The following is a 20,629-nucleotide window of genomic DNA, read 5'->3' on the forward strand; positions in this document are numbered from 1 at the left end:
TCCAAGTGTTTGCCTTCCATAAAATGAATAGTAAAGACTGGAGTAGATGATCGAGTGGCCAACGAAACTACGATTGGAGCAAAATTACGGCAAGCCCGTTTAGATAAACATATTTCATTAGATGAATTACAGCAAATGACAAAAGTTCAAAAAAGGTATTTGGAGGCAATCGAAGCCGATCGTTTTGAACAATTACCAGGAACTTTTTATGTTCGTGCATTTATTCGTCAATATGCCGCCGCTGTAGGTGAGGACGGAGATAAGTTAGTTTCTGTATTTGATGGAAAAGATACATTGGCAGAACCACTGCCTAAAAGACCTCAACCTGAGACCGTAAGCGGATCGAGAAAAGCTTTGCATGTAGAGGAAAAAGGCGGAACGTTTTTATCCCGCTACTTACCAATGATTTTATTAGGATTAGTAGCAGTCACTATTATCTGTATTGTTGGGTATATGGCTTGGCAAGACAGACATTCAACCCCTATGATTCAAGGTAGTTCGGCACCGGTGGTTGAGAATTCAGCCTATACATCAACCTCAAGCACGGTGGAATCGACAGCAAGCAAAGAAACGAGCGAGTCAGAGACTCAATCTTCTAGCAGCACAGAATCTAGTGAGAAAGAAATGACTATGACCAAAGGGGAATCTTCCCAATCAGATATCAGCATTTCAATTAAAGATGCGACGAATCCAATTAAATTAGAGTTAACTGGATTAGATGCCTCGTGTTGGGTAGGCATTCTTGTAGACAATGCGTATGTCTACCAATATACTTTACAAGCGGGCGAAGTCCAATCGACGACATTGCCAGAAAATGCAACCAATGCAACCATTGTACTTGGTGCAAGTCAAAATATCCAGATTGTGGCAAACGGGCAAAAAATTGATTTCGATGATCCTCAGTATAAATTGCTCCAAAAAAATGTGCATTTAGCGATTGAGTATCAAGAAACAAACTGATCAGAAGAACGATTAATTAGTTAGAAAGATAACATTGTTCCTATGGCAAGTGCTGTAGTAGCATGATTTCCGTTTTTTTCGTACAATATTTGTCAGAGAGGAGCAAATTTTTTGAATTTACCTAATCAATTAACTGTATTACGCATCATAATGATTCCTATATTTATTTTAGTTTTGGCGTTGCCAATCGATTTAGGAACATTGGACGTTGGAGGCGTCGATTTACTCACAACACATCTGATAGCAGCCATTCTATTTGCTGTTGCAAGCATTACGGATTGGCTGGATGGTAAGATTGCTCGTTCCAGAGGATTGGTTACCAATTTTGGGAAATTTGCCGATCCCTTAGCGGACAAAATGCTGGTAATGACTGCATTTATTATGTTAGTCGAATTGGATAAGGCTCCAGCTTGGGTAGTCTCTATCATCATTTGTCGAGAGTTAGCAGTCACCGGTTTAAGGCTCTTGTTAGTAGAGCATCATGGTGAAGTTCTTGCTGCTGCTTGGCCTGGTAAAATCAAAACAGCAACACAAATGGTTGCCATTATTTTCTTATTTATTAACAATCTTCCTTTTTCACTCATAGGCATTCCATTGGATCAAATCATGTTGTATGTATGTTTGATCTTTACAATTTATTCTGGAATCGATTATTTCATTAAAAATGCCAGTGTTTTTAAAGGTTCAATGTAATTTCTAAAAGTTCAGAGGAATTCTGAACTTTTTTTGTAAAAAAAATCAATTACAACGTAGTTGATAATGAAGGAGTAATGAAATGAAGGCAGAGATTATTGCAGTAGGGACCGAATTGCTTTTGGGACAGGTGGTGAATACCAATGCAACTTTCTTATCAGAAGAATTAGCTAGTTTAGGAATCGAAGTTTACTATCATAGTGTTGTAGGGGACAATCCAAAGCGTTTGGAAGAGCTAGTAACACTTGCCGAGAATCGCAGTGACTTGATCGTATTTTGCGGTGGTCTCGGACCTACAGAAGATGATTTAACCAAACAAATCGTTGCACAGCATGTCGGTCAAGAGCTCGTTCGTGACGAAGCAGGGTATGAGCAAATGCTGACCTTTTTCAAAAATGGTCAGCGTTTTATGACAGAAAATAATTTGAGGCAGACGTTGGTATTCAAAGATGGTACAGCGTTACCTAATGCAACTGGATTAGCAATCGGTATCTTCTACCGAACAGCTACAGCGGCATATCTCCTGTTGCCTGGACCACCAAGTGAACTGAAACCTATGTTTATCCAACAAGCCCGTCCAATTTTGCAGACAGAGTTTTCATCAGAAGAACAGTTGATTTCTCGAGTATTGCGATTTTATGGAATTGGAGAATCCGCACTAGTAACTGAACTTGCCGATCTAATTGATTCTCAGAAGAACCCAACGGTCGCACCGTATGCTAAACCCAATGAAGTAACCTTGCGTTTGACGGTGAAAACTACGGATGAATCGGCAGGACAAGCCAAACTAGATGAATTAGAACAACAAATCCAAGCAAGAGTGGGCGAATATTTTTATGGATATGGAGAGCATACTTCATTAGCTGAAGTAGTCGTTGATATGTTGAAAGAAAAGAAAAAAACCGTGACGGCTGCGGAGAGTTTGACAGCGGGACTCTTTCAAGCGACGCTGGGAGACATCTCAGGCGTGTCCCGTGTATTTTCTGGTGGTTATGTGACTTATGCTAAAGAGACAAAAAGTAAGATGCTAGGAATCAATGAAGACTTGCTAACAGCTTATGGAACTGTCAGCAAGGAATGTGCAGAAGCGATGGCGCTTGCTGCCCAAGCCAAAGAAAAAGCGGATTACGCCCTTTCTTTTACCGGGGTAGCTGGACCAGATGAGCTTGAGAATCAACGCCCAGGAACGGTCTGGATTGCTTTAGCAACCAATGAAGGTGTGAAAAGCAAGTGCTATCATTTTTCCAGAGATCGTGCATACGTTCGTCATAGTGCAGTAATGGCAGGATTAGATCTATTACGTAAGGAATTGTTAAGATGATACGAATGTTTGTTCGTTTTTTCTTGCATTTTTTTAAAAGAAGGACTATTATTAACATAGTAATTGACACACGAAAGTGAAGAAAATAAGGGGGATTATCCGTTTGGCAGATGATCGTAAAGCAGCTTTAGATGCTGCACTGAAAAAGATTGAAAAGAACTATGGTAAGGGTGCCATTATGAAACTTGGTGAGAAAGTCGATCAACAAATTTCGACGATTCCAAGTGGTTCATTGGCTTTGGATGTTGCTTTAGGTGTGGGTGGTTATCCACGTGGACGTATTGTTGAAGTATATGGACCAGAAAGTTCTGGTAAAACCACAGTTGCTTTACACGCAATCGCTGAAGTTCAAAAAGGTGGCGGAACAGCAGCCTTTATTGATGCAGAACATGCATTAGATCCTCAATATGCACAAAAATTGGGTGTAAATATCGATGATTTGCTGCTATCTCAGCCCGATACAGGTGAGCAAGGTCTTGAGATCGCTGATGCTTTAGTATCAAGTGGAGCTGTCGATATTGTTGTTATCGACTCGGTTGCCGCTTTGGTACCAAGAGCTGAGATCGATGGTGAGATGGGTGATACCCACGTTGGTCTTCAAGCCCGGTTGATGTCTCAAGCATTGCGTAAATTATCTGGATCAATCAATAAGACCAAAACAATTGCGATTTTTATCAATCAAATTCGTGAAAAAGTTGGGATCATGTTCGGTAATCCTGAAACAACTCCTGGTGGACGTGCGCTTAAATTCTATTCGACGATTCGATTAGAGGTACGACGTGCAGAACAATTAAAATCCGGAACAGACATTATCGGAAACCGGACAAAAATCAAAGTTGTCAAAAATAAAGTAGCGCCACCTTTTAAAGTTGCTGAAGTAGACATGATGTATGGACAAGGAATCTCTCAAGAGGGAGAGTTGCTTGATATGGCAGTAGAGCAAGACATTGTTGATAAGAGCGGTGCTTGGTATGCTTATAAAGGAGATCGCATTGGTCAGGGGCGGGAAAACGCGAAAAACTATATGCGTGAACATCAAGAAATGATGATGGAAGTTTCTGCTCGTGTTCGCGATGCGTACGGCATTGGTACCGGAGAAACGGTCATTGAAACAGAAGATGCGCAAGAAGAACTACCATTAGACGAATAAGATCGTTTAACGATAAAGAAGAAGCCAAACATTCAAGTGTTTGGCTTTTTTTGTACAGTAATAACAGATCTGCTCATAAAAACTGCACGTTAAAATGAAACCTATAGGAGGTGAGGGAGCGTCAATAATTTTGTGTAAATGATTCTTCCCTACTGCAGATTGTTTCTAATTCTCAATCAGTTGGCTTAGCATTTGTTCAAGTTCGCCTTCGGCCTGTTGAAAGCCTTTATGACTGCGACCTAGGAATTTTTGGTTGTAAGTATCAAAAGACGAGACTAAGAAACGTTCCATCGACTCTTCGTTTTGGAACTGTTCCTTGCGGTGGCTGTATTTCTTGATTTGCTTATTAAAGGATTCAATCAAGTTCGTAGAATAAATACTCTTGCGTATGGCCAAGGGGAAATCATAGAAAGTGAGCAAGTGATCGTTCGAAAGAATCGATTCAACCACTTTTGGATAGCTGGTTTTCCTTTTTTCCGCAAAAGCACCACGTGCTTCCAACGCCACCTCTTTAGATGAGGCTTGATACACCATTTTAAAATCATCACAGACTTCCTTACGATCATCGACACGCACTTTGTGACTGATATTACGGGAAACGTGTACACAACAATGTTGAAAACGAGCTTTGGGATAGAACCGACTAATCGCTCCTACCATCCCCTTTAAGCCATCCGTGATGAACAGGAGGACATTTTTCAAACCGCGCTCTTGAAGGTCCAATAAAATTTCCTCCCAAATCGTGATGGATTCAGTCGGTGCAATCGCATAGCTCAATACTTCCTTTGATCCGTCCGGGCGAATGCCAACTGCGATATGAATAGCTTCCTTGGCGACGGTTTTCCGCTTTAACGGAATATACGTTGCGTCCATATAAATAGCAGCATAACGGTCATGAAGCTCCCGCCCTTTAAACGCCGTTACCTCTTCTGTAAATGATTTTGTTATATTGGACATGGTTTGGGGCGTGTAGTAATGCCCATACATTTTCTCAATCAAGTCTGCGATTTCCGACATGGTAATACCTTTTCGGAAGAGGTGAATGACGGTCTCCTCTAACGTGTCATTCGTCCGTCTATAAGCAGGAACAGTCTGTTGCTTGAACTCACCATTGCGGTCGCGCGGAATCTGGAGATGAAGTTCCCCATACTCGGTCTTGACCGTACGGTCATAGGAGCCGTTACGAGAATTACCCGTGTTAAAACCAATGCGATCATACTTTTCGTAATCTAGGAAAGCCGTTAACTCCGTTTTGAGAAGCGTATTGACTGCTTTCTCCAAATGGACACGGAATAATTCATTCAAATCGCCTTTGTTCGCTAGAGTCTTTAGAATTTCTGTAGTAAAATCGTTCATAGGGAAGTCCTCTCTTCTGTGAATGTGTTGTGGTAACTCTATTCTACAGAAGGGACTTCCTTTTTTCTATTTACACAAAATATTTTACACTCTCGGAGGTGATGTACATAGGATTTAAAGTTGACACTCTTGTGTACAAACATTAGAATAAACTTATGTGGGTTTCCACATAGCAGTAGGCAACTTGATAATTTATTTTAATTTGTTTATCAAAACTACAAAATATTGTAAAAGATAGTATGGAGGTGGATTCATTGGAACTACTTTACATTCTCCTCGCTATCATCGGTTTAATTGTCGGTCTTGGATTAGGAGTTTTTGTGACCAAATCTCGTCACGAAAAAGAGATCAATGGCGCGCAAAATTCTGCAACTGGAATTATCGAAAGCGCTAAAAAAGAAGCAGAAACTCTAAAAAAAGAAGCATTGTTAGAAGCTAAGGAAGAAAATCAGCGTTATCGGTCAGAGATTGAAAGTGAGTTGAAAGAAAGCAAACTTGATTTAAAATCACAAGAAAATCGCTTGCTCCAAAGAGAACAAGTACTTGATCGCAAAGATGATTCTTTGGAAAAACGAGAGCACTCACTGGAAGAAAAAGAAAACAGACTTAGTGAGAAACAACAATTAATTGACGAGCGAGAAAAAGAAGTAGAAAAACTAATCGATGGGCAACAGCAAGAATTAGAGCGTATTGCGGCTTTGTCTAGAGAGGAAGCCAAAGAGTTGATCATGAAATCAACGGAAGAAGAATTGAATCATGAATTAACGATTATGGTAAAAGAATCAGAGCAACGTGCAAAAGAAGAAGCAGATCGTAAAGCGAAAAACTTATTGTCATTAGCAATTCAACGTTGTGCTGCAGATCAAGTATCAGAAACAACAGTATCTGTCGTATCATTACCAAATGACGAGATGAAAGGTCGAATCATTGGACGAGAAGGACGCAATATTCGGACATTGGAAACATTGACCGGTATTGATCTGATTATCGATGACACACCAGAAGCAGTTGTACTATCAGGATTCGATCCAATCCGTCGAGAGATTGCACGAATGACATTAGAGAAACTGATCCAAGATGGACGGATCCATCCTGCACGTATTGAAGAGATGGTTGAGAAATCCCGCAAAGAAATGGATGAACACATCCGTGAATATGGGGAACAAGCAGCCTTTGAAGTCGGTGCACATACCCTACATCCTGATTTGATCAAGATATTGGGACGTTTACGCTTTAGAACCAGTTATGGACAAAACGTATTGAATCACTCAATTGAAGTGGCAAAACTTTCGGGTGTTCTAGCTGCTGAATTAGGTGAGGACATTCAGTTAGCAAAACGTGCTGGACTGCTGCATGATATTGGGAAAGCACTTGATCATGAAATTGAAGGCTCACATGTTGAGATTGGTGCTGAACTTGCTGCCAAATATAAAGAAAATCCTGTAGTCATTAACGCAATTGCATCCCACCATGGAGACGTAGAAGCTACTTCAGTTATCTCTGTGCTGGTAGCTGCAGCAGATGCTTTATCCGCTGCTAGACCAGGTGCACGTAGCGAATCGTTGGAAAACTATATCCGTCGTTTACAAAACTTAGAAAATATTGCGAATGGCTTCAAAGGTGTAGATTCAAGTTTTGCTGTACAAGCAGGACGAGAAGTACGAGTTATGGTTAAGCCAGAAGAGATCTCCGATTTAGATGCGGTTCGTCTAGTACGTGATATCCGCAAAAAAATTGAAGATGATCTTGATTATCCAGGACATATCAAAGTAACGGTTATTCGTGAAACGCGAGCAACTGATTACGCTAAATAGCATAAAAAAGAACCTTGGCTTTTAAAGCCAAGGTTCTTTTTTATCAAATAGTTTAGCCCTCGTTAGCAGGATTAAAATTAATCAAAGCCGCCTAGTACTTAAGAGAGGTTAGATTTTTCTTCTGCGCGCAAAGTCTACAAATCGAAATTTATCTAAGCGATGTATCGATTCAGTGTATTCAAAACAGCGTGTGTCTTCAAGATAAACCAAACTACGTACAGTAACAACATGTTGATCATCAGGATGAAGGTCCATTAAATCTCTTAATTCTTTATTGACTGGATCCACGGTAATTTCTTTTTGTGCATAGGCAATTTCAAGTCCAAGATCATTTTCAAAGTAATCATAGATCGAGTCTTGTGCTCGACGTTCAGGCAATTCTTCAATAATCGAAGCATCTAAATAATCTTTATCTAGAATGACAACTTCACCATCAATCTTTCTTTGACGTACCAATTTCCAAGCTTCAGAAGCAACTGGCCAATCAGTAATACCATGTAATTTTGGTGAAACGGCGATCTTACGAATTTCAACTACTTTTGTTTCACTAGGAATACGTTGAGTATCTTGTAATTCTTTAAAACTAGTTAGACCAGAAATAGGAAAGTCAAAACGATTCAGATCTAAAACGATTGAACCTTTTCCTTGTTTTTTTTGAATGTAGCCAGCATTTTTTAAAAGATTCAAGGCTTTTCGAACCGTTTCACGAGAAACACTGTACATTTTGATTAATTGGTTCTCACTAGGTAAAAGAGAGTGTGGCGGGTATTCGTTTGACAGTATCTTTTGTTCAAGATCCAAAAATATCTCTTTGAATTTATTCATGGGATTGCCTCCTCTTGCCTATTATAGCGAGGGCATTTTTGAAAAGCAATCGGCTATTTGGCCAATAATTCATCAATTGAAAGATCCGTCAGTTTTTCGACGATTGTGTCAGCTCCATGCAGTTCTTCACCAGAATAGACACCAACTGCATACATGCCAGCTGCCTTAATGCCATCAATACCTGCTTGGGCATCTTCAAAACCAACTGCATCACTAGGTTTAATGTTCAGCCCTTTTGCAGCTTGGATAAAGATTTCTGGATCTGGTTTACCTTTAGAAAGTGTGGCTGGGTCAACGATTACATCAAAATCCTGCATGACACCCAATTTATCTAAAATAAATGGCGCATTTTTAGATGCCGATGCGATAGCACAAGGAATCCCCTTGTGTTTTGCTTCTTCTAGAAAAGTTTTGACACCCGGAAGAAGGTCATCCGGAGTCAGACTTTGAAGTAATTGAACATAGTGAGTGTTTTTTTTGCTTGCTAAAGCATCTTTTTCTTCTGAACTATAAGCATCATTTTTATTTCCTAATGTTAAAATACGCTCTAAGGAATCCATACGACTAATCCCTTTTAGTTGTTCGTTGAATTTTAAGTCGATTTCAATACCGATTTCAGCGGCTAGTTCTTTCCATGCGATATAGTGATATTTGGCTGTGTCTGTAATCACACCATCTAAATCAAAAACAAACCCTTTTTTCATTATGTTACTCTCCTTTAATAGTTGATAGATTGTTCTTTATTGGCTTTTAATTCATGAGTAGCACCAGAAAGAATGATCGTTGTATTTTGGTCAGCTACAACTGTCAATGTTTCATGTGTAACATTAAAGTGATAATTAATACCTCTGACTTGAATATTAAATTGAATATTTTGCCATTGCTTAGGCAGATTTGGATCAATACGCATCACATCTTCCCGAAAATCGATTCCCGCAAATGTCGTTAGCGGAATATAGAGAGTTGCCGCCATTACACCCGCATGAATTCCTTCGGCAGTGGTTCCTCCTTGAATATCGCGGTAATCTGAATAGAGAGCCTCTTGATATAAAGACCAAGCGAGATCTTGCTGGTCAACCATTGCTGCCAATTGAGCATGTACAACTCGAGAGAGTGTAGAGCCATGAGAAGTTCTTGCCAAATAATAATGCAAGTTTTTTTCTACATAATCTTCGGGTAAGCGGTAAGTAAGATCATCTAAAATTTGATGCACTTGCGCTGTTGAAAAATTGTAAAAAATCATTAGGCTGTCAGCTTGTTTGGCAACTTTGTATGCATCGGCGCTTTTTCCTTCAGCATTTAAAATACGATCCATACGATAAATGTTCCCATATTTTTCTCTATAATGATCCCAGTCTAAGTCTTTTAAATCAAAATAGCCTTCAAATTGTGCAATAATTCCTTCGGGATTAATTTCTAAACATAAATTTTTACGAATATCGGTCATTTGTGAGAAATTGTCCTCTGAAAGCTGCACTTTAGCTGCTACACTTTGAAAGATTTCTGGTGAAAGTTGGTTGCGTAATTTTTCCACTTCTTCAAACAACCACACTACCATCATATTAGTATATGCATTATTTTTCAACCCACCTTTTTGACTGTTGGGATAGCTTTCATGAAATTCATCCGGTCCCATGACACCTTCGATTGAGTAACGGCCTGTGAGAGAATCCAAAGTAGCAGCACTCTGCCAAAAATGAGCAATTTCTAAAATTAATTCTAAACCGTATTGCTCCATAAAAGATCGGTCACGAACGTTATGCCAGTACTGCCATACATTATAGGCAATCGCTAAAGAAACGTGACGTTGCAATCGGCTATGGTCTTCTTTCCACTCACCACTGATAGGATTCAAATGAAGTTCTTGTGACTGTTCTGTTCCATCTAAACCAGATTGCCATGGAAACATTGCTCCTTGGTATCCGGCTTCTTTGGCTGCTTTCTTGGCTGCCGTTAAGCGCTGATAGCGGTAAAGTAAGATCTCTCTGGCGGTTTTAGGAAAATGAAGAATATAAAAAGGTAAGATGAATAATTCATCCCAAAAAATATGACCACGGTAAGCCTCACCATGGAGACCACGGGCTGTGATACTAGCATCAAGAGATTGCTCATAGGCGTTGGGTGCTGCTGACACTAATAGATGGTATGTGTGAAGATTCAGCATTTTTTGTGACATGAGATCCCCATCAATGGTAATGGCTGCATTCTCCCATAGTTTGCGCCAAGCTTCTTTGGATTCAGCATACATTTCTTTAAACCGTGGTAGTGAAAGAAGTGCCAGCTTGCTAGTAGTTGTTTGTTCTCCCATTTGATATTTAGCAACAGTAACTGATTTTTCTAAAGTATAAGTTCTATTTTTCTCCACAGAAATTGTTAATTTTTGAATTACTTTTTCTGCCGTTTTTTCTGATTTTAATGTTTCAAGAGAAAAGTCATCAGAAAATAATTGTGATGCTTGGCAAACCGTAATGTCAGACTGATTTGTACGGGCAATGAGTAGAGCTTTGCTCTTAAAATACTCCGTTGTTTGAATGGTCAAGTGCTTGTTTGTCAAGCTTCGATAGCGTGCGACATTATAATTGTAGACCGAACCATCTGCTTCACTTATCACGTCGATTTCTCCGGTAAAATTAAGTGGAGTAAAGCGGTAAAGGATGGAGTAGTGATGACTATTTCCCATATTAGCAATTTTTTGTGTTTCAATTCTTAATTGCTTTTTTGTTTGTGTTTCGATTTCAGCGAAGGAGGTAAATAATCCAGTTTTTAAATTTAATTGACGCTTAAAAGATAAAAGTGTATTTTGTGCGATATCGATTTTTTCGTTATCAATGACTAAATAAATTTTTTGCAGATTTGGTGCATTGACGAAGTCCTCATTTGTAATGGTACGATCAGACACCTCTGACTCCGCCGTATTATAGAGACTTGCTAAATAAAGCCCAGGATAATTGGCATCGGAAATCTCCATTTCTGGTGTAGTACCACGCAACCCTATAAAGCCATTTCCTACTGTTAATAGTGATTCAACGGAGTACTCATCTTTGCCAGGAGTATAGCCATAATATTCTAATTGCCAAGGAATCTCCAAACGCTTCTCTTCAAAGCTTTCTTCAGTTCCACATACAAACGCTCGATTTAATTTTTCGGTTAACCATTGATCTAATGAAAAGGTTCCTTCTTCGTTAGTAAAGACGAATGAGTCGGAAAGGATTCCTCCCTCTTGATTCTTTTCCAATTGTTTCTTTAATGCTGCTATTCGTTCATTGGTGGTCCCTGTAAACGTGAATATAGCACCCATGTGGTCGGCCAATAGCCATTGATCATTAGTGATCTCAATTTTGTTCACAGTATTCTCTCCTTTCTACTTGTCTATACATGCAAAATGATTATAACCGATATTGTAAGCTTTTTCAATTTAATAAGGCTGTTTTTTTAAATTATTGTGTAAAGTTAAATGAAAGTGATTTGTTTTTTTTATTTGCTCAAAGTTTATTTTTTTGAATGAAAATCCTTTTGTACCAACAAAAATAAAGCATGTTCTGAATGATTATTTTTCACAAATGTCTTTAGTGAAAAAAATATAGAATGAAACGCTTGCAATATTGTAAATATAAAGTTATGATTAGCATGAAATAAAAACATATATATACAAGTTTAAATGGAAGGGGTTTATTATTATGGGGAAGTATCGGGATGATGCTGAGAAATTGCTGGAGTATGTAGGCGGTAAAGAAAATATTGCAGCTGTGACTCACTGTGCGACGCGGATGCGATTTGTACTGAATGATCAGTCGAAAGCAAACGAGAAAGCCATTGAAGATATTCCAAGTGTTAAAGGGATGTTTACAAATGCTGGGCAGTTTCAAGTGATTATCGGAAATGATGTTCCAACGTTTTACAATGATTTTACAGCGGTATCTGGGATTGAAGGAGTTTCTAAAGAACAAAGTAAAGCGATTGCAAAAAAGAATCAAAATCCGTTTCAACGGGCTATTGCAGTTTTGGCAGAGATTTTTACACCAATTATACCAGCTATTATTGTTGGAGGACTTATTCTGGGGTTCCGTAATGTTTTGGAAGGAATTGATTTTGGTAGTGGAACAATTGTTTCCCAATCTGTATTTTGGAGTGGAGTTAATGATTTCTTATGGCTACCTGGGGAAGCAATTTTCCATTTTCTTCCAGTAGGTATCACATGGAGTATTACTCGTAAGATGGGAACAACTCAAATTCTTGGTATTATTTTAGGGATTACATTAGTCTCTCCACAGTTGTTAAATGCTTATTCTGTTGCTAGTACAGCAGCTGCTGATATTCCATTTTGGGATTTTGGATTTGCACAAATTGATAAAATTGGTTACCAAGCACAAGTTATACCAGCGATGTTGGCTGGTTTTATGTTAGCATATTTAGAAATCTTTTTTAGGAAGCATATACCAGAAGCGATTTCAATGATTTTTGTTCCGTTATTCTCTTTATTACCAACAATTTTAGCTGCACATGTTGTTTTAGGACCGATTGGCTGGTGGTTAGGAGACATTATTTCTAACGTTGTTAATACAGGCTTGACTTCTTCCGTCAGCTGGTTGTTTAGTCTGATTTTTGGAGCCCTGTATGCACCATTAGTTATTACTGGACTTCACCATATGACAAATGCAATCGATATGCAGTTGATTTCATCATTTGGTACGACAAATTTATGGCCGATGATTGCGCTATCTAATATTGCACAAGGTTCTGCTGTATTAGCGATTGTATTTTTACATCGAGGGAATGAAAAAGAAGAACAGGTTTCAATTCCAGCAACAATCTCTTGTTACTTGGGAGTGACAGAACCTGCAATGTTTGGGATCAACTTAAAATATGTTTATCCATTTGTAGCTGCAATGATTGGTTCAGGTATTGCAAGTATGTTTAATAATTTAATGGGTGTGCGAGCAAATGCAATAGGAGTCGGTGGATTACCTGGTATTTTAGCCATCAACGCAACAGAAGGCGGAGGTTTGTTAGCTTTTGGGATGGCAATGCTGATTGCAATAGTTGTACCGTTTATTTTAACCATAGTTTTTCGCCGTCAAGGAATCTTTAATAAAATTGATTCAGTCAATAGTGTTGAAGACAATGCGTATGCAGAAGGACTGGCAACAGCAGGTGCAAGTGCTGGTGTAGCAAACACTCCATCTCAAACTATTTCAAAAGAGACTACTGTAACTGAGGAAATGCTTTATGCACCGGCAGATGGTCAAATCATTGCAATCGGTGAAGTGGAAGACCCTGTTTTTTCACAAAAAATGATGGGTGATGGCTATGCAGTTCGTCCAAGTAACGGAAAAATCTATGCTCCTGTTGCAGGGACGGTTTCAAGTATTTTTGAAACAAAACATGCAATTGGAATTTTGACTCCTGGTGGGGCAGAGGTCTTAGTTCATATGGGATTAGATACCGTTGAATTAAAAGGCGCACCATTCACTGTCAAAGTGTCGGAAGGTGATGCTGTCACAGTAGATACATTGATTGCTGAGATGGATCTAGAAGCTGTTACCAAAGCTGGAAAGAAAACAGATGTTGTTACGGTTCTTACGAACGCTGAAAAGATCAATCAGCTGACAATCAACAAAACCGGCAGTGTACACGCGCATGATCGAGTAGGGGCTGCTGAAGTCCGCTAAATAAAAAAGAGTAGGCTCATGAAAGGAAGCTATCATTCCATTCATGAGCCGTATTTTTTTGTTTTATTTTTCTTAAAGGGTTATTTTGTTTGGCGTACACGTTCTTTATAAAAGTAGCGCAAAGTTAGAAATACGACTAGCAATACTAGCACCCATAGGAAGAATAAAGCGATTTGTGACCCTAAAATTGTTCCGGAAATATAATCGGGACTTACTTTTTGAGCAAGGTCGATCATTGTCGCAACTAAAGCTGTTGCGACAGCGCCAGAAAATTGTTGCAGTGTGTTGAAGATGGCATTTCCATCGGCGGCCAAATGTTGGTCAATTTTACTTAACCCCATAGTCATCATATTGCTATACGAACAACCGATTCCGATCATATAAAAGACATGGGCAGCAATAAACGCCCACAAAAACGTCAGGTGCAATAGCAAGGCCAACGCTAACCAGCCAAAAGTAATCAATACAAGACCAATCATAATCGGTTTTTTAGGTCCGATGCTATCCAACATACGGCCTGAAAGAGGAGCTAGAACAGCACCTACAATCGCACCAGGCAACATAACCAATCCAGCAGTGAATGCGTCCTGACCAAGGACTATTTGAACAAAGTTTGGCAAGACAAATGAGATTCCAAGTAAAAGAAACTGACAGACAAGAAATCCGAATAAGAATAATCGGAAAGAACGATTTTTGAATACAGATAAGCGAATCAAAGGCTCAGATTGCAAGGAACGTTTATAGAAAAGAGCTGCACCTAAAATACCAAGTGCTAATGGAAATATGCTCGTAAGAGAACCAATTTGGTTTAAGAAAAGCAAAAAGCCACTAAACATAAAAGTGATACCCAAAACACTCCACAAATCCAGACGACCAGTTTTTTCAATTTCAATTTTAGGTATTGAATAAAGACCTAAAACCAATGAGACCAATAAGACGGGTATTAAGAAGAGGAAAATGTAGTTCCAATTCAAGAGAGAAGTCAATAAACCTCCGTAAGTAGGACCAATCGCCGGTGCAATTGAAGTAGTTAAATTTCCGATTCCAATCATAGTTCCTCTTTTTTCCAAAGGAGAGTACGTAAGGATGATATGAAACATCAACGGTAAAGCAATTCCTGTACTTGCCCCTTGAAGTAAACGACCAAGTAATAGGATAGCAAAGGAAGGGGAGAGGAAATCAATCAGTAATCCTGCTAAAAACAACCCGTTAGCAGCCAAAAATAATGTTCGAATTTGAAATTGTTTCAACAGAAAAGTAGAAATTGGTACGATGATCGATATCACCAGCAAATAGATTGTTGTAACCCATTGCACATTTGAAGTAGAAAGATTGAATTGATTAATCAAAGTCGGAAATGTTACATTCATAGCTGTTTCGATCAATACCCCAGCAAATGACATAATACCGGTTGCTATAATAGCGCCTAACAATTTTATTTTTTTCTCCATATTATCACCTCTAAAAAAATTCATAAAAAAAGAGCCAGTTTCTAAATAAATAGAAACCGCCTCTCTCTCGACAAGCATTACTGCTTGTTATCTGTACGATTTAATCTAAAAGCTATTGTACTGACTTCTTTTTGAAGAGTCAATAGAAATGTTTGAAAAATAAAACTGAATTTTATTTGAAACTTTTCAAAAAAATCCTTACACCAAAATTTTTATTTTGTTAGAATAATCAAGTATGTAAAAAAGAAAGGAAGTTTTAAATGCCGATTAACAAAAAAGAAAGTTTGATCTATACGACATTTATGTGTTTTTTTATGGTGTACTTCATGAGTGTCTACAATTTAATGTATGAGGTGGGAATTACTGCAATAGCTTTTCAATTGGCTTGGAATGAACTGCCATTTGCTATATGTATTGCGTTTATTTTAGATTGGTTTATTGTCTCAGGTCCTGCGAAAGCATTTGCTTTCCGTTTTATTGAAAAAGATACCCCAGCTTGGAAAAAGATTGGTCTAATCTCATCAATGATGATTGCTGGCATGGTTTTCTTTATGTCACTTTTTGGTGCTGTAATGCATCCGAATGTAAATCAAGGACTATTAATGACATGGTTATCTAATATTGGTAAGAATGTAGTTGTTGCTTTACCGTTACAATTATTGATTGCCGGACCAATTGTACGACGATTATTTAGAAAATTATTTCCCATAGGTACGGTACAAGAAATTCAATAGAATTTATACAAAGGGCCACTTCTGAGGTTGAACTCAGAAGTGGCTTTTTATCTAAATATATTTGTTAAATAACAAACAAAAAACACCATAGGATGGTATGGCGTTTCTTGTTTACCCTATAAAATAGGATACAGGATGTACTTACATAATAGTATGCATAGGAAGAAAAGTATAGTTCAACAATTTCATTGCTCGGTGAAATCATTGCTTTGAACATATTTTAATCTGTAAAAAAATTGAAAAGTTGGTACCAAGGACGGTCAGATACGATGTATGCTTCAGGAGAAAACCCTGATGATGCATACCCTAAAAAACAAATGAATAGCCCTAGAAAAATGAATGCCCCGCCTATCATTAGCAGCAAACGTTTATTTATTTTGATCATCTTACCACCTGCTTTTGAAAGTTTTTGTATAACGCTTTAGGCAAATGAATAAACTGTTGCGTCCAACCTAAGATGGGTTTACTAAGCATATAAGTAAAAATCATACATACTAACCCTATTCCGAACATCGTGACGCCTAGACCTAACTGGGTGATAGAAAAGTGAAGACCTTGAGATAGTAGTAAAGGGCTTAAAACAACACTTGCAATGCCGCCAATCAGTGAAGTTATGCCAATAACACTTGTACTGAATGGAAGGCACCAAATAACTATCAAACCACTAAGCATCAACAATAGAACGGTTAACAGTAAGCTTCCCCATAGAGGAAATCCTAGAAAAATTATCACTAATAAGAATGGATGAAAACGCCGAGGAACTTTTACGACAATTTCTTCGGCACCTAATGCACTTTGAGCAATACTTTGAGGAGTCCCTAATCTGGCTACAGCTTCAACTTCAGAGAGTCCCTCTTCCATCAAATCTTGGATCATTTCATCATAATAATCAATAAGATGATGAATCTCACTTGGTTTGGTCTTATAGGCTAATTCAGCTGCTAAACTTTTAATAAATGTTATGCGATCCATGTCAGTTGTCTCCTTTAATATAATGATGAATTTTTTCTAAATGAGGCCAATCAATAGTCAAAAATTCATGGATACTATTTTGACCATGAGCAGTGATTTGATAATATTTTCTCAGCCGGCCATTATGTTCTTTTGAATAAGTCGAAACTTTTTTATTTGCCTCTAAGCGTTTCAAGATAGGGTATAAAGTTGATTCAGAGATTGGCAATAGAGGAGAAATATTTTTAACGATTTCATATCCATAAGAGTCTCCTCTTTGTAAAAAAGCTAACACACAGAATTCGATAATCCCTTTTTTCAGTTGACTATCCAATGACTACACCACCTTATACATAATACTATATAAAACATAGTATAGTTTTGCAAGTCGATTTGTGGAAATCAGTCTCAAGACGTAGTAACTTCCAGGTTGCGCCTATTTTTTTGCTTCTAGTCATTTTTCCTTACTTAAAATTCATCGTACGGTGAAAATATTGATTATTTTATATTAGATTCTTTTGGTAAAGTATTACTAATAAAAAGTTGTTAGGATTTTAGACAAACGTATAGTTGTTGTGTTAGGTAATTGCTGTTGGAAAAGTTGCTTGATAAAAGACACACGATACTCAGTCCAGCTACGAAAGAAGTTAGTAAGAGAGTGTGTGTTTATCAGGAAAGGAGTTAATAATGAGAAAACAAACAATCACAAAGAAATATTTAATCAATAGGTTACGCAGTCATTTAGAAGAATATTTGTATACTCCCATCACTGTTAGAAAAATTGCGAAATATGCAAAGATTTCTACACAACCGATCTATTTCCAATTTTCGAATATGCAAAATTATAAACAGGCAATGATTGATGATGTTTTGGCAGAGATTCACGAGCTTTCTTTGAAAAAGGAGATAGAGGATGATCCATTGTATACGTTTTGGCTTAACTATTATTTGTTTGCCAGCCAAAATAGGAACTTATTTTTTGCGTTATTTTTGAATGATATAGGGTGTGGTTCCTATTTAAGAGATCAATCATTGTCATTGTTTATAGAGACAATGGCTGAATCCGAAGTATATCAAAAAGCAAATTGCGAAGACATTGAAAAATTGCATAATGAAAGTTTGATTTTCTTTTCTGGTCTCGTTCTTACTTATGTACGGGGAGAGAATATGCAAGCAATAGAAGAATTTTTACAAGATATTAAAGACTATTTTTATCGTACACTGATTGATCCTATGTATATTTATCGAGAAATATTACCACAATCAGTCATCGAAGCTGGTTTTTAAAATAACGATAAACTGTTTTTTAATTTTTCTCATTACTTGATAGGCTTCTTGCTTTATAAAAATTCTTGGCTCATTCATTTTCTTGTAAACGAATAGTATGGGTTTATTGTTGGCAATTTTCAAGAAATATGAGAAGGTAGAATTAGCAAAAAGTAAGGTGTTTTATGACTAAAAAGAAACAAGTGATGGAGGAATCTTGATGGGTCAAACAGATAATTATTCAGATAAAAAAGCTCAAATCGATCAGCGAATCTGTTTTTTGGAAGAGCATACTTACCAAGGAAACGACCTTGGCGTAACCTTTCAAGAGCATGCGATAACCTTTAAATGCTGGACGCCAGAGGCTGATGCAGTTTCAGTCATTATTTATCAAAGCGGAGAGGTTAAAGACAAGGATCGTGTGATGACAGTTCCAATGAAGCAAGAAAATAATTGTTGGAAGGTCACAGTTACGGATGAAGTCAAAGAAATGTTCTATACGTTTGAAATCCAGCGAGGACAAGAGAAGGTTGAAGTGGTTGATCTTTATGCGAAAGCTGTCGGTCTCAATGGGGATCGTGGGGCTATCGTTGATTTAAAAGAAACGGATCCTGAGGGATGGTCGCAGACAGAATGTGTTGGCCAAGATACGATTACAGACGCTTACATTTGGGAATTACATGTGGAAGATTTCAGTAGTTCTAAAACTAGCGGAATCTCAGAAAAAAATCGTGGAAAATATCTAGCGTTTACTGAAAAGAATACGCATCTTGAAGGAGATGAAAGGCAGCCAACAGGGCTCGCCTATTTGAAAGAACAGGGGATTAACTATGTTCATCTGTTGCCAATCTTTGATTTTGATAATGACGAGCTGTCTACAGCCTACAACTGGGGATATGATCCTAAGAATTATAACGTTCCAGAAGGAAAGTATTCTTCAGACCCGAAGGATCCCAAAGCCCGCATTCGGGAATGCAAACAAATGATTCAGTCTCTCCATGAGGAATCTATTGGTGTAGTAATGGACGTCGTTTTTAATCATACTGCAGTCACAGAATCTTCTTGGTTTAATAAGACTGTGCCAAACTATTACTACCGTCAGGATGAAGAAGGAAATTTCGCTGATGGCTCTGCCTGTGGCAATGAAATTGCCTCAGAACGTAAAATGATGCGCAAGTTTATTATTGATTCAATCCTTTATTGGGCTAAGGAGTACAAAATTGATGGATTTCGTTTTGATTTGATGGGACTGATCGATGTGGAGACGATGAATCAACTGCGTGCAAGCCTGGATTCGGAAGGTTTCTCTCATGTTATTCTATACGGAGAACCATGGGATGCCGGCAGCAATCGTATCATCCAGCCAAACATCCCAGCGAATAAAAGTAATGTCTGGGCACTGTCAGAAGGCGTTGCGGTTTTTAGCAATGATTTAAGAGACAGTATCAAAGGTGATGTCTTTGAAGAAACAGACGGAGCTTTTATTCAGGGAATGAATGGTCAACCGCAAGTCAAGCAAACCTTTTATGCGGCAAATTTGGCAACGGCGATTCAAGGAAATACGAAAGTTGCTGGACAAGAAGGCGCCGAGCGCTGGGCAAAATCTCCCCGCCAAGTGATCGCCTATGCTTCAGTCCATGATAATTTGACCTTATGGGACAAACTGGTGGCAACCATGCAGGCTTCAGCGACGGAAAGAAATTATGATTTTGATCCTGAGCTTTTAGCCCGCAACAAACTAGCAGCAGCCATTTTGTTTACTAGCCAAGGAGCAGTATTGACCCAAGCAGGCGAAGAGTTTGGCCGTACCAAACAAGGAGACGAAAATTCTTTCCGTTCACCGATAGAAATTAATCAGCTAGACTGGAAACGCGCACAAACTTTTAATGAGTTGCGGTCATTTTATCAAGGTATGTGGCAGATCCGTAAATTCTATCCTCCATTGAGAGATGCCACGATTCGAACAGCTGAAAGTATTCAGTTTATTGAGAGTAACAATGAAAATTTCCTTGCATATATTATTCCGAATAATGGTTACAATGATACATGGCAATCATTAGCTGTTTTGGTGAACAGCAGCAATAAAGACATTTTGGTAAATAGGGAAGAATTCAAGCAAGAGAAATGGTGGATCGTTGCAGATAATTTTGGAGCAGGTATAGAGCCACGTGGAGAGATCGTGAATGAAATCAACATCGCTGCCAAAAGTCTTTTACTTTTAGCTAAATAGTTATTTTATTTTTAAAATTTTTAAATTACGAAGAAAGTTAAATTGTATTAAAATCCATATTTAATGGATTTTAATACAACCGTTACGAATGTTTATAAAGCGATAGGAATAATTTTCGGTTATGAGAGAAGTACAGGTGGACCATAACATGAACAGTTTAAAAGAAACCGATTTTATGATGACAATCTGACTGCTTAATGCTATAGTAA

Annotated in this window: 17 protein-coding genes; 9 read left to right on the forward strand and 8 right to left on the reverse strand. The window is 38.1% G+C overall.

Annotation, left to right across the window (positions count from 1 at the left end):
* Positions 1-54: 54 nt before the first annotated feature.
* From EGX73_RS05855 to recA, 4 genes are all read left to right on the forward strand, one after another.
* Positions 55-960: a RodZ domain-containing protein gene (locus EGX73_RS05855; protein WP_123866815.1), complete on the forward strand. Its 906-nt coding sequence runs from the start codon at positions 55-57 to the stop codon at positions 958-960.
* A gap of 111 nt (positions 961-1,071) precedes the next feature.
* Positions 1,072-1,653, forward strand: a complete 582-nt coding sequence (gene pgsA, locus EGX73_RS05860) for a CDP-diacylglycerol--glycerol-3-phosphate 3-phosphatidyltransferase (RefSeq protein ID WP_005473048.1) — start codon at positions 1,072-1,074, stop codon at positions 1,651-1,653.
* 82 nt (positions 1,654-1,735) lie between these two features.
* Positions 1,736-2,974 (forward strand): competence/damage-inducible protein A, encoded by a 1,239-nt coding sequence (locus tag EGX73_RS05865; protein WP_003128983.1) that lies wholly within the window; start codon positions 1,736-1,738, stop codon positions 2,972-2,974.
* A gap of 103 nt (positions 2,975-3,077) precedes the next feature.
* A complete protein-coding gene (gene recA, locus EGX73_RS05870) occupies positions 3,078-4,124 on the forward strand; it encodes a recombinase RecA (RefSeq protein WP_003128984.1) in 1,047 nt (348 codons plus the stop codon).
* A 165-nt stretch (positions 4,125-4,289) separates the two neighbouring features.
* Here recA and EGX73_RS05875 read toward each other — a convergent pair whose 3' ends face one another.
* Positions 4,290-5,480, reverse strand: coding sequence for an IS256-like element ISLgar5 family transposase (locus EGX73_RS05875; RefSeq protein ID WP_000997693.1), 1,191 nt, complete (start codon positions 5,478-5,480; stop codon positions 4,290-4,292).
* A 239-nt stretch (positions 5,481-5,719) separates the two neighbouring features.
* Between EGX73_RS05875 and rny the strand changes: the two genes are divergently transcribed.
* Positions 5,720-7,294: a ribonuclease Y gene (rny, locus tag EGX73_RS05880; RefSeq protein WP_029487351.1), complete on the forward strand. Its 1,575-nt coding sequence runs from the start codon at positions 5,720-5,722 to the stop codon at positions 7,292-7,294.
* 108 nt (positions 7,295-7,402) lie between these two features.
* On the opposite strand, the gene treR is transcribed toward rny, so the two are convergent.
* The 3 genes from treR to EGX73_RS05895 are packed head-to-tail and all read right to left on the reverse strand — an operon-like array spanning position 7,403 to position 11,465.
* Complete coding sequence (treR, locus tag EGX73_RS05885; RefSeq protein ID WP_003128986.1) at positions 7,403-8,119, reverse strand: trehalose operon repressor; 717 nt, start codon at positions 8,117-8,119, stop codon at positions 7,403-7,405.
* 53 nt (positions 8,120-8,172) lie between these two features.
* Positions 8,173-8,823, reverse strand: a complete 651-nt coding sequence (pgmB, locus tag EGX73_RS05890; RefSeq protein ID WP_003128987.1) for a beta-phosphoglucomutase — start codon at positions 8,821-8,823, stop codon at positions 8,173-8,175.
* Positions 8,824-8,837: 14 nt separating this feature from the next.
* A complete protein-coding gene (locus EGX73_RS05895) occupies positions 8,838-11,465 on the reverse strand; it encodes a glycoside hydrolase family 65 protein (protein WP_005473039.1) in 2,628 nt (875 codons plus the stop codon).
* Positions 11,466-11,796: 331 nt separating this feature from the next.
* Here EGX73_RS05895 and treP point away from each other — a divergent pair, with 331 nt between their 5' ends.
* Entirely contained in the window at positions 11,797-13,788 is a 1,992-nt protein-coding gene (gene treP, locus EGX73_RS05900) for a PTS system trehalose-specific EIIBC component (protein ID WP_003128990.1), read from the forward strand.
* A gap of 80 nt (positions 13,789-13,868) precedes the next feature.
* Here the strand turns inward: treP and EGX73_RS05905 are convergent, their stop codons facing one another.
* Positions 13,869-15,239 carry an MFS transporter gene (locus EGX73_RS05905; protein WP_123866816.1) on the reverse strand — a complete coding sequence of 457 codons (1,371 nt, stop codon included), beginning with the start codon at positions 15,237-15,239 and terminating at the stop codon, positions 13,869-13,871.
* A gap of 260 nt (positions 15,240-15,499) precedes the next feature.
* On the opposite strand from EGX73_RS05905, the gene EGX73_RS05910 reads away from it, so the two are divergent.
* Positions 15,500-15,973: a DUF2798 domain-containing protein gene (locus EGX73_RS05910; protein ID WP_005473035.1), complete on the forward strand. Its 474-nt coding sequence runs from the start codon at positions 15,500-15,502 to the stop codon at positions 15,971-15,973.
* Positions 15,974-16,193: 220 nt separating this feature from the next.
* Here the strand turns inward: EGX73_RS05910 and EGX73_RS15915 are convergent, their stop codons facing one another.
* The 3 genes from EGX73_RS15915 to EGX73_RS05920 are packed head-to-tail and all read right to left on the reverse strand — an operon-like array spanning position 16,194 to position 17,258.
* Complete coding sequence (locus EGX73_RS15915) at positions 16,194-16,358, reverse strand: hypothetical protein (RefSeq protein WP_005473033.1); 165 nt, start codon at positions 16,356-16,358, stop codon at positions 16,194-16,196.
* Positions 16,355-16,945: a DUF1700 domain-containing protein gene (locus EGX73_RS05915; RefSeq protein ID WP_005473031.1), complete on the reverse strand. Its 591-nt coding sequence runs from the start codon at positions 16,943-16,945 to the stop codon at positions 16,355-16,357. Before EGX73_RS05915 ends, EGX73_RS15915 begins: the two co-directional genes overlap by 4 nt.
* Before the next feature lies 1 nt (position 16,946).
* Positions 16,947-17,258, reverse strand: a complete 312-nt coding sequence (locus EGX73_RS05920; protein WP_003128996.1) for a PadR family transcriptional regulator — start codon at positions 17,256-17,258, stop codon at positions 16,947-16,949.
* Between the two features lie 353 nt (positions 17,259-17,611).
* Between EGX73_RS05920 and EGX73_RS05925 the strand changes: the two genes are divergently transcribed.
* A complete protein-coding gene (locus EGX73_RS05925; RefSeq protein ID WP_123866817.1) occupies positions 17,612-18,211 on the forward strand; it encodes a TetR/AcrR family transcriptional regulator in 600 nt (199 codons plus the stop codon).
* A gap of 199 nt (positions 18,212-18,410) precedes the next feature.
* Entirely contained in the window at positions 18,411-20,420 is a 2,010-nt protein-coding gene (pulA, locus tag EGX73_RS05930; protein WP_034705399.1) for a type I pullulanase, read from the forward strand.
* Positions 20,421-20,629 lie beyond the last annotated feature (209 nt).

The sequence above is a fragment of the Enterococcus sp. FDAARGOS_553 genome (assembly GCF_003812305.1).
In the GTDB taxonomy this organism is placed as follows: domain Bacteria; phylum Bacillota; class Bacilli; order Lactobacillales; family Enterococcaceae; genus Enterococcus_D; species Enterococcus_D gallinarum.

Excerpts from the sequence above, each read along its gene's own strand:
- EGX73_RS05910 (WP_005473035.1), top strand. The coding sequence starts at position 15,500 with ATGCCGATTAACAAAAAAGAAAGTTTGATCTATACGACATTTATGTGT.
- pulA (WP_034705399.1), top strand. The coding sequence starts at position 18,411 with ATGGGTCAAACAGATAATTATTCAGATAAAAAAGCTCAAATCGATCAG.
- EGX73_RS05875 (WP_000997693.1), bottom strand. The coding sequence starts at position 5,480 with ATGAACGATTTTACTACAGAAATTCTAAAGACTCTAGCGAACAAAGGC.
- EGX73_RS15915 (WP_005473033.1), bottom strand. The coding sequence starts at position 16,358 with ATGATCAAAATAAATAAACGTTTGCTGCTAATGATAGGCGGGGCATTC.
- pgmB (WP_003128987.1), bottom strand. The coding sequence starts at position 8,823 with ATGAAAAAAGGGTTTGTTTTTGATTTAGATGGTGTGATTACAGACACA.
- rny (WP_029487351.1), top strand. The coding sequence starts at position 5,720 with ATGGAGGTGGATTCATTGGAACTACTTTACATTCTCCTCGCTATCATC.
- treP (WP_003128990.1), top strand. The coding sequence starts at position 11,797 with ATGGGGAAGTATCGGGATGATGCTGAGAAATTGCTGGAGTATGTAGGC.
- treR (WP_003128986.1), bottom strand. The coding sequence starts at position 8,119 with ATGAATAAATTCAAAGAGATATTTTTGGATCTTGAACAAAAGATACTG.
- EGX73_RS05925 (WP_123866817.1), top strand. The coding sequence starts at position 17,612 with ATGAGAAAACAAACAATCACAAAGAAATATTTAATCAATAGGTTACGC.
- EGX73_RS05905 (WP_123866816.1), bottom strand. The coding sequence starts at position 15,239 with ATGGAGAAAAAAATAAAATTGTTAGGCGCTATTATAGCAACCGGTATT.
- EGX73_RS05915 (WP_005473031.1), bottom strand. The coding sequence starts at position 16,945 with ATGGATCGCATAACATTTATTAAAAGTTTAGCAGCTGAATTAGCCTAT.
- EGX73_RS05865 (WP_003128983.1), top strand. The coding sequence starts at position 1,736 with ATGAAGGCAGAGATTATTGCAGTAGGGACCGAATTGCTTTTGGGACAG.